Source organism: Paraburkholderia jirisanensis (genome assembly GCF_054782355.1).
Genome location: NZ_BAAGSQ010000021.1, coordinates 483,652 through 500,022, shown reverse-complemented (window position 1 = coordinate 500,022; position 16,371 = coordinate 483,652). Strand labels below are relative to the sequence as shown.

The following is a 16,371-nucleotide window of genomic DNA, read 5'->3' as shown; positions in this document are numbered from 1 at the left end:
ATCATGTGCTTTTCCTGAGCAGGCGTCTCGCCTGTAGCCGGTTCCATTACTGCTTTCGCTAAACCGCGCCCAGCGAGGCGCGGCGGGCACGCGCGCGCCGCGAAACGATGAACCGGCATAACCGCTGCAAGTGTTGCCTGTCGATATTCGACCGGGCTGGACGATGTCGTCTGTTTAAAACGCATAACCGTCCAGTTCGATTTTCAGTCGATTCACGTTCTTGAGGGGGAGCAGTGAAAGGCGCCGTCAGTCGAAACAAATTCAATCTGCAAAAGACCGCGCTCGCGGTGAGCGTGTTTCTCGCATTCAACACTGTCGGCATCGAAGAAGCAGAGGCGGTCTGTTCGACCGCCGGCGTGGTTGTCACTTGCACTGGGTCAGCCAATCCGCTGGCGCCCAATTTCGCAAGCTCGACCAACAACCTGACGGTCACGACCAGCTCGACTTCTACCCTCGGCGTGCTGCTGGGCGTCGGCGGCACGGCGCTGACGCTGACCGGCAACAATGTGTCGCTGATCAACGCCGGTACCATCGACCCGTCGCTGCTCGGTGCGATCAGCATCCTGTCGAGCGGCACCGTGATCGGCAACACGTCGGCCAGCACGGTCAGCGTCAACAACAGCGGCATCATGAAGGGCACGTCAGCCATCCTCGGCGTGAATCTGTCAGGCCTGAGCGGCCTCGCGCTGGCGGTGCAGAACGGAATCGGCGGCACGACCAGCATCACGAATACCGGCTTGATGGGCGGCAACGCACTGGTGGCCGGCACCGTCGGCGTTGGCGACATCCCGACAGTCGCCGTGTATGGCGGCGGCCAGACCACCTTCACGAACGACGCCGCCGGCATCATCAATGGCCGGGTCGCGTTCCAGGCGCCGGGCACGGCGGGCGCCGGCAATACGTTTACCAACGGTGGCACGATCACCGGCAGCGTGTCGCTGGGCGCGGGCGCGACCAACACGTTCAATGCGCTGACTGGCTCGGTCGTGCAGGCCGGCACCGGCGTGAGCGGCAATATCCTCGGCGTGGTCGGCATTTCGATCGGCTTCGCCGCGGCAGGCATAGTCGACGGCGGCGCGGCCGGCAACAACACGCTGCATCTGCAGCAAGGCTCGGGCGGACCGACCACCGGGTCGATCAGCATGCCCAACTACATCAACTTCCAGCATCTCGCGCTCGATAGCGGCTCGTGGACCATCAGCGGCGCGTCGGCGGTGAGCGATGCGACGCTTTCCTCCGGCGCCGTGGCGAACATCGATAACGCCACGAGCCTCGGCACCGGCGTCATCACGTCGAACGGCGGCGCGCTGGCGGCGACCGTAGCCGGGCTCAATCTGAACAACACGCTGCTGTTCGGCACCGGCGGTCTGACGGTACAAGGCACCAACGCACTTACGCTGTCCGGCACCGCCACCGGCAGTGGCGGCCTGACGCTGGCGGGCACCGGTGCGGTGACGCTGACGGGCGTCAATACCTATACGGGCGGCACGAACCTGAATGCGCTGGGTGCGGGGCTCGTGCTCGGCAATGCCGGCGCGATCGGCTCGGGTGCGCTCAACGTGAACGCAACCGGCGCGCTCGACACCACGACCGGCATGACGCTAGGCAATAGTGTCAATCTTGCCAGCGGCGCGGTGCTGAACCTCGGCGGCAGCAATGCACTGACTTTGAGTGGCGCGATCAGCGGCGCCGGCGGCCTCGCGAAGAACGGCGCGGCCACGGTGACGCTGACCGCCGCGGACACCTTCACCGGCTCGACCACGGTCAACGCCGGCACACTCGCGTTGAGCGGCGCCGGCAGCCTGGCTTCGACCGGCGCGGTCGTGCTCAACGGCGTCGGCACGGTCTTCGACATCAGCGCCGCCGCAGCCAACCAGACGATCGGCGCACTGTCGGGCAGTGGCAACGTGACCCTCGGCACGCGCACGCTGAGCTTCGGCGACGCGACCAACGTCGCATTGAGCGGCGTGATCAGCGGCACTGGCGGCATCATCAAGCAAGGCACCGGCACGGAGACATTGAGCGGCGCGAACACGTACACCGGCGGCACCACCATCAGCGCCGGCACGCTCGCGCTATCCGGCGCCGGTAACCTCGTGTCGACCGGCTCGGTCAACCTGAGCGGCAGCGGCGCACAACTGGATATCAGCGCCGCGAGCGGCGCGCGCACCATCGGCACGCTGTCGGGCGTGGCGGGCAGCGCGCTGGCGCTCGGCGCCAACACGCTGAGCTTCGGCGACGCGACCAACCAGAGCTTCGGCGGCGCGATCAGCGGCACCGGCGGCATCACCAAGCTAGGCGCGGGCACCGAGACGTTCAGCGGCGCCAGCACGTACACCGGCGGCACCACGATCAGTGCGGGCACGCTCGCGCTGTCGGGGGCCGGCAGCCTTTCGTCGACGGGCGCGCTGAATCTTGCCAACACCGGCGCGACGCTCGATATCAGCGCGGCCAGCGGTGCGCGCTCGGTCGGCGCGCTGATCGGTGCGACCGGCAGCTCGATCGCGCTCGGCGCGAACTCGCTGACCTTCGGCGATACCACCAACCGTGTGTTTAACGGCGTGATCAGCGGCACCGGCGGTATCACCAAGCAAGGCGTGGGTACCGAGACACTGACCGCGGCCAACACGTACACCGGCGGCACGACGGTCAATAACGGCACGCTCGCGCTCGGCGCGGGCGGCAGCCTTTCATCGGGCGGCCTCGTCACAATGGGCGGCGCGGGGGCCACGTTCGACATCAGCTCTTCCGGCGCCAACCAGACGATCGGCGCGCTGGCCGGCACCGCCGGCCTGGTATCGCTCGGCGCGAACACGTTGACGTTCGGCAATGCGACCAGCCAGACCTTCGGCGGCGTGATCAGCGGCACGGGCGGCATCGTCAAGCAGGGCACCGGCACCGAGACGCTGACCAATACCAACGCGTTCACCGGCGCGGCTACCGTCAACAGCGGTACGATCGCATTGTCCGGTGCGGGCGCGCTGTCCGCGTCGACCAATCTGAACCTCGCCAGCGCGGGCACCGGCTTCGACATCAGCGGTGCGAGTGGCAACCGTTCGATCGGCACGCTGACCGGCGTGGCCGGCAGCGCGGTGTCGCTCGGCGCACGCTCGCTGACGCTCGGCGGCACGGCGAGCAGCAGCTTTGCCGGCACGATCGGCGGCACCGGCGGCCTCGTCAAGCAGGGCAGCGGCACGCAGACGCTGCTGGGCACCAACACCTACACGGGCGGCACGACCGTCAGTGCCGGCACGCTCGCGCTCGGCGCGGGCGGCAGCCTCGCATCGACGGGCGCGGTGACGCTAGGCGCCGTGGGCGCCGGCTTCAGCATCGCCGCGTCCGGCGCGAACCAGACGATCGGCGCGCTGTCGGGCGCGACCGGCAGCGCGCTGTCGCTCGGCGCAAATTCGCTGAGCTTCGGCGACGCGACCAATCAGACCTTCGGCGGCGCGATCGGCGGCAGCGGCGGTCTCGTCAAGCAAGGCACCGGAATCGAGACGCTGTCCAGCGCGAACACCTATAGCGGCGGCACGGCGCTCAATGCAGGCGGGCTGATTGTCGGCAACAACGCGGCGCTGGGTACCGGCGCACTGTCGGTCAATGCGGCGGCGACGCTCGATAGCAGCACCGCCGCGACGTTGACCAACAACATCGCACTGAACGCGGGCCTGACCGTGCTCGGCTCGAACGCGCTGACACTCGGCGGCGTGCTGTCGGGCAGCGGCGGCCTGACCAAGAATGGCGCGGCCGCGCTGACGCTGGCCGGCACCAATACGTTCACCGGGCCGCTGACCGTCAACGCGGGCACGCTGGCCCTGTCGGGTGCAAGCAACCTGTCGGCACTCACCGACGTGAACCTCACGAATGCGGGCGCGAGCTTCGACGTCAGCGCCGCAACCGGCGCACCGGTGATCGGCGCACTGGCCGGCGTGGCCGGCACCAGCGTGTCGCTCGGCGCCAACACGCTGACACTCGGCGATGCCAACAACGCCACCTTCGGCGGCACGATCGGCGGCACCGGCGGCATCGTCAAAAACGGTAGCGGCATCGAGACGCTGAGCGGCGCGAACACCTACACCGGGGGCACCACGATCAATAGCGGCACGCTCGCGCTCGGCGCGGGCGGCAGCCTTGCGGCGAACGGCGCGGTGTCGCTTGCCGGCGTGGGTGCGGCGTTCGATCTGAGCGCCGCGGGCGCGAACCAGACCGTCGGCGCGCTGTCGGGCGTGGCGGGCAGCACGCTGGCGCTCGGCGCGAACACGCTGAGCTTCGGCGATGCGACCAACCAGACCTTTAGCGGCACGATCGGCGGCACGGGTGGCCTCGTCAAGCAGGGCGTGGGCACCGAGACGCTAACCGCGGCCAACACCTACACCGGCGGCACCACGATCAATAACGGCACGCTTGTGCTCGGTGCGGGCGGCAGCCTCGCGGCGACCGGCGCCGTGACGCTAGGCGCGCCTGGCGCAGGCTTCGATATCAGCGCATCGGGGGCGAACCAGACGATCGGCGCACTCGCCGGCAGCGCCGGCAGCACGCTGGCGCTGGGCGCAAATTCGCTGAGCTTCGGCGATGCGACCAATCGCACCTTCAGCGGCTCGATCGGCGGCACCGGCGGTCTCGTCAAGCAGGGCACCGGCATTGAGACGCTGGCTGGCGTGAACAGCTATTCCGGCGGCACCGCGCTCAATGCGGGCGGCCTCGTGCTCGGCAACGGCGGGGCACTCGGCACCGGCGCGCTGTCGGTCAACGGTGCGGCGACGCTCGATAGCAGCAGCGCCGTGACGGTGGCCAACAACGTTGCGCTGAACGCGGACCTGACGGTGCTCGGCTCGAACGCGCTGACCCTCGGCGGCGTGCTGTCGGGCACTGGCGGCCTGACCAAGAACGGCGCAGCGACCCTGACGCTGACGGGCGCCAATACCTACACGGGCCTGACCACGGTGAATGCGGGCACGCTGGCGCTGTCTGGCGCGGGCAGCCTCGCGGCCGGCGGCGACGTCAACCTCGCGAATGCGGGCGCGGCGCTCGATGTCAGCGGGGCGACCAGCGCGCCTGTGATCGGCGCGCTGTCGGGCGCAGCCGGCACCAGCGTGCTGCTCGGCGCGAATACGCTGACGCTTGGCGATGCCAACGACGCGACCTTCGGCGGCACGATCGGCGGCACCGGCGGCCTGATCAAGCAGGGCACCAGCACCGAGACGCTGACCGGTGCGAATACCTTTACCGGCGGCGCGACGATCAATAACGGCACGCTCGCGCTCGGCGCGGGAGGCAGCCTCGCGGCGGGCGGCGCAGTGAATCTGGCCGGCGGCAGCGCGGTGTTCGATCTCAGCAACGCGGGCGCGAACCAGACGATCGGCGCGCTGTCGGGCGTCGCGGGCAGCACGCTCGCGCTCGGCGCGAACACGCTGAGCTTCGGCGACGCAACCAATCAGACCTTCGCTGGCCTGATCAACGGTACCGGCGGCATCGTCAAGCAAGGCGCCGGTACGCAGACGCTGACGGGCGTCAACACCTACACCGGCGGCACCACCGTCAACAGCGGCACGCTCACGCTCGGCGCGGGCGCGAGCCTCGCGGCGACCGGCGCGGTGAATCTGGGCGGCCTCGGAGCGACCTTCGACATCAGCGGCTCCGGTGCGAACCAGACGATCGGCGCGTTGTCGGGCGTCGCGGGCAGCACGCTCGCGCTCGGCGCGAATACGCTGAGCTTCGGCGATGCGACCAATCAGACCTTTGGCGGCACGCTGAGCGGCACCGGCGGCATCGTCAAGCAAGGCACCGGCGTCGAAACGCTAGCCGGCGCGAACACCTATACCGGCGGCACCGCGCTCAACGCGGGCGGCCTCGTGCTCGGCAACGCGGGCGCGCTCGGCAGCGGCGCGCTGTCCGTGAACGGTGCGGCGACGCTCGACAACACCGCTGCGCTGACGCTTGCCAACGACGTTGCGTTGAACGCCGGCCTGACCGTAGTCGGTTCGAACAACCTGACGCTCGATGGCGTGGTGTCGGGCGCCGGCGGCCTGACCAAGAACGGCGCGGCCACGCTGACGCTGGCGGGCGTGAACACGTTCACGGGTCCGGCCACGGTCAATGCCGGCACGCTGGCGTTGTCGGGCGCGGGCAGTCTGTCGGCGACTACCGACGTCAACCTGGCCAACGCAGGCGCGGCGCTCGATGTCAGCGGTGCGGCCAGCGCACCGGTGATCGGCGCGCTGTCGGGCGCAGGCGGCACCAGTGTGCTGCTCGGCGCGAACACATTGACGCTTGGCGACGCCAACGACGCGACCTTCGGCGGCACGATCGGCGGCACCGGCGGCCTGATCAAGCAAGGCACCAGCACCGAAACGCTGACCGGCGCGAACACCTTCACCGGCGGTGCCACGATCGATGCAGGTGTGCTCGCGCTCGGCGCAGGTGGCAGCCTCGCGGCGAACAGCGCGCTCACGATCGCCAACGCGGGCGCGGGCTTCGACATCAGCAACGCGGGCGCCAACCAGACGGTTGGCGCGCTCTCCGGCGCAGCAGGCAGCACGCTTGCACTCGGCGCCAACACGCTGAGTTTCGGCGATGCCACCGACCAGACCCTTGCCAGCACGATCAGCGGCACGGGCGGTCTGGTGAAACAGGGTGCGGGCGTCGAAACGCTGAGCGCTGCCAATACGTACAGCGGCGGCACCACGCTGAATGCGGGCGGCCTCGTGGTCGGCAACAACGCGGCGCTCGGCACCGGCACGCTGACGGTCGGCGGCGCAGCGACGCTCGACAGCAACGCAGCGACCACGCTTGCCAACAACGTCGTGCTGAACGCGGGCCTGACGGTACTCGGCGGCAACGACCTGACGCTGAACGGTGCGATTTCCGGCATTGGCGGCCTGACCAAGAACGGCCTCGCCACGCTGACGCTGAACGGCGCGAACAGCTATACCGGCGGCACGCAGATCAACGCCGGCACGCTCGCGCTCGGCGCGAACGCGAGCCTCGCGGCTTCGGGCATCGTCGACGTCGCGACCGGCGCGACCTTCGATCTGTCGGCGGGCAACGGCACGCAGAGCTTCGGCACGCTGACCGGCGGCGGCAACGTGATCCTCGGCGCGAACCAGCTGACCATCGGCGGTCCGACCGATGGCACGTTCAGCGGCTCGATCGGCGGCGCGGGCAATCTGGTCAAGGTCGGCACGGGTACCGAAACCTTGACGGGCACCAACACCTTCACCGGCGGCACCGCGATCGATGCGGGCATTCTCGCAATCGGCGCCGGCGGCACGCTGGCCGCTACCGGCAGCGTTGCGCTGAACGGCATCGGCACGGGCTTCGACATCAGCGGCGCGGGCGCGAACCAGACGATCGGCGCGCTGTCCGGCGTGAACGGCAGTGCGGTGACGCTCGGCGCGAACACGCTGACGTTCGGCGACGGCTCGGATCAGACCGTCGGCAGCGCGATCAGCGGCACCGGCGGCATCGTCAAGGAAGGCAATGGCAGCGAGACGCTGACCGCAGCGAATACCTTTACCGGCGGAACCACGATCAACGCCGGCACCCTCGCGCTTGGCGCAGGCGGCAGCCTCGCGGCGGGCGGCGCGGTGAATCTGGCCGGCGGCAGCTCGGTGTTCGACCTCAGCAACGCGGGCGCGAACCAGACAGTCGGTGCGCTGTCCGGCGCAGCAGGCAGCACGCTCGCGCTCGGCGCGAACACGCTGAGCTTCGGCGACGCCACCGACCAGACGCTCGCCAGCGCGATCACGGGCACGGGCGGCCTCGTCAAGCAGGGCGCTGGCGTCGAAACGCTGACGGGCGCGAGCACCTACAGCGGCGGCACGACGCTGAACGCCGGCGGCCTGATCGTCGGCAGCGACACGGCGCTCGGCAGCGGCACGCTGACGGTCGGCGGCGCGAGCACGCTCGACAGCAGCACCGCGACCACGCTCGGCAATAGCGTGGTGCTGAACGCCGGCCTGACCGTGCTCGGCAGCAACGACCTGACGCTGAACGGCGGGATTGCCGGCACCGGCAGCCTGACCAAGGACGGCCTCGCCACCTTGACGCTGAATGGCACCAACACGTACACCGGCGGCACCGCGGTCAATGCGGGCACGCTGGCGCTCGGCGCGAACGCGAGCCTTGCGGCGAGCGGCATCGTCAACGTCGCGACGGGCGCGACCTTCGATCTGTCGGCGGGCAACGGCCAGCAGACCTTCGGCACGCTGACCGGCGGCGGCAACATCATTCTCGGCGCCAACGTGCTGACGCTCGGCGACGCCACTAACGGTACCTTCAGCGGCTCGATCGGCGGCACCGGCAGTCTGGTGAAGGTCGGTACAGGCACCGAAACCTTGACCGGCACCAACACCTTCACCGGCGGCACCGCGATCGATGCCGGCACGCTCGCGCTCGGCGCGGGCGGCACGCTGGCCGCCACCGGCGGCGTGACGCTGAACGGTATCGGTTCCGCCTTCGACATCAGCGCTTCGGGCGCCGACCAGACGATCGGCGCGCTGTCCGGCGTGAATGGCAGTGCGGTGACGCTCGGCGCGAACACGCTGACCTTCGGCGACGCGACCGACCAGACGCTGGGCAGCACGATCAGCGGCACGGGCGGCATCGTCAAGGCGGGCAGCGGCACCGAAACGCTGACCGGCGCGAACACCTTCACCGGCGGCACCACGATCGCCGACGGCACGCTCGCGCTCGGCGCGGGCGGCAGCCTCGCGGCGACCGGCGCGGTGAATCTGGCAGGCGCCAGCTCGGTGTTCGACCTCAGCAACGCCGGCGCCAACCAGACGATCGGCGCGTTCTCCGGCGCGGCGGGTAGCGCGGTGCTGCTCGGCGCGAATACGCTGTCCTTCGGCGATGCGACCAATCAGACCTTCGGCGGCACGATCGGCGGCAGCGGCGGCATCGTCAAGAACGGCATCGGCACCGAAACGCTGACCGGCGCGAACACTTACACGGGCACCACCACGATCAACGCCGGCACGCTCGCGCTGGCGGGCGCGGGCAACCTGTCGGCGTCGAGCGACGTGAACCTCGCGAACGCGGGCACAGGCCTCGACGTGAGCGGCGCAACCAGCGCACCGACAATCGGCGCGCTGTCCGGCGTAGGCGGCACGAGCGTGACGCTCGGCGCGAATACGCTGACGCTGGGCGATGCGAACAACGGCACGTTCGCCGGCACGATCGGCGGCACCGGTGGACTCGTCAAGAACGGCAGCAGCACGGAAACGCTGACCGGCACGAACACTTATACCGGCGGTACCACGATCAACGCGGGCACGCTCGCGCTGGCGGGCAACGGCACGCTGGCGGCGAGCGGTGCGGTGAACGTCGCGGGCGCGGGGGCGACTTTCGACATCAGCGGTGCGGTGGCCGGCCAGACGGTCGGCGCGCTGGCGGGTGCAGCGGGCAGCACGATTGCGCTCGGCGGCAATTCGCTGAGCTTCGGTGACGCCACCAACCAGACGGTAGCCAGCACGGTCACCGGCACCGGCGGGCTCGTGAAGGACGGCAGCGGCGTCACGACGCTGTCCGGCGCGAACACGTATAGCGGCGGCACCACGCTGAACGCGGGCGGCCTGATCGTCGGCAACAACGCGGCGCTCGGCACCGGCACGCTGACGGTGAACGGTGCGGGCGCGGCGACGCTCGACAGCAGCGCCGCCACGACGCTCGGCAACAACGTCGTGCTGAACAGCGGCCTGACGGTGCTCGGCACCAACGATCTGACGCTCAACGGTTCGATCTCCGGTGTCGGCGGCCTGACCAAGGACGGTCTCGCCACGCTGACGCTGAACGGCGTCAACACCTACACCGGCGGCACGACCATCAACGCCGGCACGCTCGCGCTCGGCGCGGCTGCCAGCCTCAACGCGAACGGCATCGTCGATGTGGAAACCGGTGCGACCTTCGATCTGTCGGCGGGCAACGGCCTGCAGACCTTCGGCACGCTGACCGGCGGCGGCACGATCAATCTCGGCGCGAATACGCTGACGCTCGGCGACGCCACCGACGGCACCTTCAGCGGCGCGATCGGCGGCAGCGGCGGCCTGATCAAGGTGGGCACCGGCACCGAAACGCTGACCGGCGCGAATACGTTCACGGGTGGTACCGCCATCAATGCCGGCACGCTCGCGCTCGGCGCGGGCGGCAGTCTCGCGGCGACCGGCAGCGTGACGCTGGGCGGCCCGGGCACGGGCTTCGACATCAGCGCGTCGGGCGCGAACCAGACGATTGGTGGGCTGGCCGGCGCAGGCGGCGACGTGACGCTCGGCGCGAACACGCTGACTTTCGGCGACGGCTCGAACGAGATCTTCGGCGGCTCGATCGGCGGCACGGGCGGCATCGTCAAGGCCGGCAACGGGACCGAAACGCTGCTCAACGCCCAGACGTACACCGGCGGCACCACCATCAACGCGGGTACGCTCGTGCTGGCGGGCTTCGGCAGCCTTGCTGCGGGCGGCGCGGTGAACCTGGCCGGCGCAGGCGCGGGCTTCGATATCAGCGGTGCGGTCGGCAGCCAGACGGTCGGCGCGCTGTCGGGTGTGGCGGGCAGCACGATCTCGCTGGGCGCGAATTCGCTCAGCTTCGGCGATGCGACCAACCAGACCGTGGCCAGCACGATCAACGGCACGGGCGGACTCGTCAAGAATGGTTCGGGCGTGACGACGCTGTCTGGCCAGAACGCTTACAGCGGTGGCACCACGCTGAATGCGGGCGGACTGATCGTCGGCAGCAATACGGCGCTCGGTACCGGCACGCTGACGGTGAACGGCGCCGCGACGCTCGACAGCAGCACGGCGGTTACGCTGGCCAACAACATCGTGATGAACGCCGGGCTGACGGTGAACGGCACCAACGACCTGACGCTCAACGGTGCGCTGTCCGGCACCGGCGGCCTGACCAAGGACGGTCTCGCCACGTTGACGCTAAACGGCGCGAACACCTACACCGGCGGCACGCAGATCAACGCCGGCACGCTCGCGCTCGGCGCGAACGCGAGCCTGAACGCGAGCGGCATCGTCAATGTCGCCGATGGCGCGACCTTCGATCTGTCGGCCGGCAACGGCATGCAGACCTTCGGCACGCTGACCGGCGGCGGCGCGATCAACCTCGGCGCCAACACGCTGACGCTCGGCGACGCGACCAACGGCACCTTTACCGGCGGCATCGGCGGCACCGGCGGCCTGATCAAGCAGGGCACCGGCACCGAAACGCTGACCGGCACGAGCACCTATACCGGCGCGACTACCGTCAACGCCGGTACGCTTGCGCTGGCCGGCAACGGCACGCTGTCCACCACGACCAACGTGAATCTGGCCAACGCCGGCACCGCGCTCGACGTGAGCGGCGCGACTGGTACGCCGACGGTCGGTTCGCTGTCCGGCGTGACGGGCACCAACGTCACGCTCGGCGCGAATACGCTGACGCTCGGCGGCGGCACGGACGGCACCTTCAGCGGCACCATCGGCGGCAGCGGAGGCCTGATCAAGGCGGGCGCCGGCACGCAGACGCTGCTGTCGGCCAACACCTACACCGGCGGCACGACGCTGACCGGCGGCACGCTGATCGTCGGCAACAACGCGGCGCTCGGCACCGGTGCGCTGACTGTCAACGCACCGGCCACGCTCGACGCGGCGGGCGCCGTCAACCTTGCGAACGCGGTCGTGCTGAACGCCACTGCCACCATCGGCGGCAGCGCGGACACCACGCTGTCGGGCGTCGTGTCGGGGATGGGCGGTCTGGTCAAGAACGGCGCAGCGGACCTGACGCTGTCCGGCAACAACACGTTCTCAGGCGGCACGGTAGTCAATGCCGGCACGCTGACGCTCGCTTCCAGCGGCGCGCTCGGCACCGGCGGCCTGACGATGAACGGCGGCATGCTGAACGCGTCCGGCGCCGTCGGCGCGCCGCCGCTGCAACTGAACTTCGCGTCGCTGAATGGTGTCGCCGGCGCGGCGATCAACCTCGGCAACGCGAACCTGACGGTGAACGGCGGCGGCAGCTTCGGCGGCACGCTGTCGGGCACCGGCTCGGTGACCAAGTCCGGCGGCGATACGCTGACCTTGAGCGGCACCAACACCTACAGCGGACCGACCACGGTGGCCGGCGGCACGCTCGCGGTGACCGGTTCGGCGGCGAACTCGACGGTCACCGTGCAATCCGGTGCGGGCCTGACCGGCACCGGCACGGTCGGCGGGCTGATCGTGCGCACCGGTGCGACCGCGACGGTCGGCACGCCGGGCCAGAGCCTGAACGTGACCGGCAACGTGCTGTTCGAACAGGGCTCGCAGCTGAACGTGACGGCCACGCCGCAGCAAAGCGGCGCGGTGAGCGCGAGCGGCGGCACCACGCTGGCCGGCGGCCAGGTGCAGGTGCTGGCCGGGCAGGGCATCTACACGCCATCGACCACTTACTCGATCGTCACGTCGACCGGCGGTGTGAGCGGCACCTTCAGTGGCGTGTCGTCGAACCTCGCGTTCCTGACGCCGACGCTGTCGTATGACCAGACGCACGTGTTTATCCAGTTGCAGCCGAACGGCGCGGCGTTCTCGTCGGTGGCGGCAACGCCGAACGAAGGCTCGGTGGCCGGCGCGCTGGCCACCGTCCCGACCACCGGCACGCTGATCCCGGCGCTGCTGTCGACCGATGCATCGACCGCGCGCACCGCGTTCAACCAGCTCGACGGCGAACTGCATGCGAGCACCAAGAGCATGCTGCTGATCGACAGCCGCTATCTGCGCGATGCGGTCACCGACCGGGTGCGCGAGGGCCTCGCGCCGTCGAGCGGACCGCTGGCGGCGCTGTCGTCGGGTTCCGCGCAGTGCGACACGCGGCTCGCGCAGGGCGCGCTGCCGGGCTCGGCCGATACGGTGCACGGCGGTTCGCGCGATGCCTGCGTGGATCCGCGGCCGTACCAGCCGGTGGTGTGGGCGCAGGCCTACGGCTCGGAAAGCAAACTGGCCGGCAACAACAACGCGTCGGGCATCGACCGCAGCACCACGGGCTTTATCGGCGGCGCGGATATGGCGTTGAACGACAAATGGCGCATCGGTCTGGCGGGCGGCTTCGCGCACAGCTCGCTCGACAACGATCTGAGCTCGTCGGCTTCGGTGGACAGCTACCACGTCGCGATGTACGGCGGCGCGCAGTACGGGCCGATCGGCGTGCGGCTCGGGGCGTCGTACTCGTGGAACGATATCGGCATGGACCGCTACCCGAACTTCACCGGCTTTAGCGATCACGACCAGGCCGACTACTCGTCGAAGACCGCGCAGGTGTTCACCGAGGTCGGCTATGCGATCCCGCTGAACCGCTTTGCGATCGAGCCGTTCGCCGGTCTCGCGTATGTGAACCTGCATACCGACGGCTTTACCGAGAACGGCGGCGATGGCGCGCTGCGCGGCAACGGCGAGACCGACAACATCGGCTTCTCGACCCTGGGTCTGCGGATCGCGACGCGGCTCGGCTCGCTGCCGCTTGCGGCGTTCACCGCGCATGCGATGGCCGGCTGGCGGCACGCGTTCGGCAACACGCAGCCGAGCTCGACGCTCGCGTTTGTCAGCGGCGGTTCGTCGTTCGACGTGGCGGGTGTGCCGATCGCGCGCGATACCGCGGTGGTCGAACTGGGCATCGATGCGAATATCGCGAAGAACATGACGCTCGGGGTGTCGTACAGCGGCCAGTATGGCGGCGGCTCGCACGACAACGCGATTGGCGGCCGCTTCGCGTGGAAGTTCTGACGACGGCACGGCGCGCGGGCGGCGGTTGCGCTGCGCGTGCCGTACGGCGGCGTGTAGTGTGGCGTACCGGTGGCCGCGGCTGGGCGCTGTCTTGCTGAGCGCTGCTGTGGCGCACCGCGTGGTGACGGACGCTGCGGCGCGCGGCAACAGACGCCGTGCCGCGCGCCGCCCCGCGTGATGGCGGAGCCCACGCCGCGCATCCCGCACGAAATCCGCTGGTGTCACGCTACTGCCGTTTGCGCTCGCTACGCTGTGCCGATGAGACGGCGTGCCAGCCCGCAATCCGCAACCCTCCGCGCGTCGACCTGCGTGTCGACTTACGCGTCGACCTGTTCCGCTGCGCGTTGCCCGACCGTGTGCGGCATAGGCTGCCGTGCCGTTGCCGCGTACGGTTGCGTCAAAAGCCTTTCCGTTGAAGTGCTACAATACCGCCCTTTGCGGCGAGTATTTCCGCCGCCCGGAGCCAGCAGCTGCGCGCGGCGGCGAATGCGATACCAAAGCAGACACCAAAGCAATGCGCAGCGGCAAGTGCGGGAATGCGACAGCGCGCGGCACGCAGCCTCGCGCGAAAGCCCGGCCAGCCCTACGTGCAGCCGCTTTCGTGCAGTGTTTTTCAGGCGCGCGCGAGCAGGCGCGCGCAAGCAGGCGCGTGCAAGCACCATCGTGGCTCCGCCTTCATCCTGATGTCCTGCGCGGCGCCGGCCGCTGCTGCAACAAGTCTTTACGGCACGACCCGCCCGTTCGAGGCCACTTCAGGGCGATTTCTGAAGTGCGCTTCAGAGATCGTTTTTCAGGCCAGATCAGGGTCACGCGCGAGCCACACCGCGTTTAAGCGCATTTATTAGCGAAAGCCACCATGTCCGACACAGTTGCCAACGACTCCGTAGCCCCCCAAAGCATCGCGACCTTCGATCAGTTCGGTCTTGACGCCGACATTCTGAAAGCCGTGGTGGATTCGGGCTACACGACGCCCACGCCGATTCAGGCCGAGGCGATTCCCGTCGTGCTGGCTGGCCGGGACGTGATGGGGGCCGCCCAGACCGGTACCGGCAAGACCGCGAGCTTCTCGCTGCCGATCATCCAGCGGCTGCTGCCCACGGCGAGCACCAGCGCGTCGCCGGCGCGCCACCCGGTGCGCGCGCTGATCCTCACGCCTACCCGTGAGCTGGCCGACCAGGTTGCGGCCAACGTGCAGGCGTATGCAAAGCACACCGCGCTGCGCAGCCTGGTGGTGTTCGGCGGCGTCGACATGAACCCGCAGTCGGCCGAATTGCGGCGCGGCGTCGAAATCCTGATCGCAACACCGGGCCGTCTGCTCGACCACGTGCAGCAGAAAACCGCCAATCTCGGCCAGGTGCAGATCCTCGTGCTCGACGAAGCGGACCGCATGCTCGACATGGGCTTTCTGCCCGACCTGCAGCGCATCCTGAACCTGCTGCCGAAAGAGCGTCAGACGCTGCTGTTTTCAGCCACCTTCTCGCCCGAAATCAAGAAGCTTGCGGCGACCTATCTGCGCAACCCGCAGACCATCGAGGTGGCGCGCAGCAACTCGACGGCGGTCAACGTCACGCAGATCGTCTACGAAGTGGCCGAAGGCGACAAGACCGGCGCGGTCGTGCAGCTGATCCGCGGGCGCAACCTGAAGCAGGTCATCGTGTTCTGCAACAGCAAGATCGGCGCAAGCCGTCTGGCCAAGCAGCTCGAGCGCGACGGCGTGGTCGCCACCGCGATTCACGGCGACCGGTCGCAGAGCGAGCGGATGCAGGCACTGGACGCGTTCAAGCGCGGCGAGATCGAAGCGCTGGTGGCCACCGACGTCGCCGCGCGCGGTCTCGACATCGCCGAACTGCCGGCGGTGATCAACTTCGACTTGCCGTTCAACGCGGAAGACTACGTGCACCGGATCGGCCGTACCGGCCGTGCTGGCGCGTCGGGCGATGCGCTGTCGCTGTTTAGCGGCAACGAGCGCAAGCAGCTCGCCGACATCGAAAAACTGATCAAGCGGCCGCTCACCGTCGAGCGTCTGGTGGTCGATACGCCGGTGCGCCACCATCACGAAGAGCGCAGCGCCCCGCGGCGTGGCCGTGACGAGCGCGACGAGCGCGGCAGCAGCAGCCGTCGCCGCACCGGTGGCTTCGAGCGTGGCGCGTCGCATGCGACGCACCGTCAGGCGCCGGTCGACGATTTCTTCCTGAAGCCGTATGAGCCGTCGGCAGCGGCGTTGTCCGCGGCGTCGGCCAAACACGACGAGAACCAGGACGCGCCGCAGAAACAGGCTTCGCGGCAGCCGCTGGCGGCGTTGCTGGGCGGCTTCGGGATGCCGCGCAAGACGACGTCGTCCTGATCTGTCAGGTAGTGAAAGATTGAACGCGGTGGCGCGGATGCGCCACCGCGTTTCTTTTTGGGCGGATGGTTCCGCGACGCGGTGCGAGAACTGCTCACCACCTCCGCCCGCCGGCAGCACTGGCCCATCCCCCGCCCCCCTCGCATCTCCAGCATTCTCCGCATCCGCATCCGCATCCGCATCCCGCATCCCGCGTCCCGCATCCCGCATCCCGCATCCCGCATCCCGCATCCCGCATCCCGAACCTGCACCCGCATCTCGCCTGCGCGAATCCCGCCTGCCCGAATC

General features: G+C 69.3%; 2 protein-coding genes. Both read left to right on the top strand.

Features of this window, described 5'->3' with window-relative positions; all coding sequences use genetic code 11:
- Nucleotides 1-233: 233 nt before the first annotated feature.
- Nucleotides 234-13,739 (top strand): autotransporter-associated beta strand repeat-containing protein, encoded by a 13,506-nt coding sequence (locus ACYVNQ_RS11395; RefSeq protein ID WP_460902577.1) that lies wholly within the window; start codon nucleotides 234-236, stop codon nucleotides 13,737-13,739.
- Nucleotides 13,740-14,595: 856 nt separating this feature from the next.
- Nucleotides 14,596-16,083, top strand: a complete 1,488-nt coding sequence (locus tag ACYVNQ_RS11390; protein ID WP_460902576.1) for a DEAD/DEAH box helicase — start codon at nucleotides 14,596-14,598, stop codon at nucleotides 16,081-16,083.
- Nucleotides 16,084-16,371: the final 288 nt, after the last annotated feature.

Coding starts and splice junctions, on each gene's coding strand:
- ACYVNQ_RS11390 (WP_460902576.1), top strand. CDS start 14,596: ATGTCCGACACAGTTGCCAACGACTCCGTAGCCCCCCAAAGCATCGCG.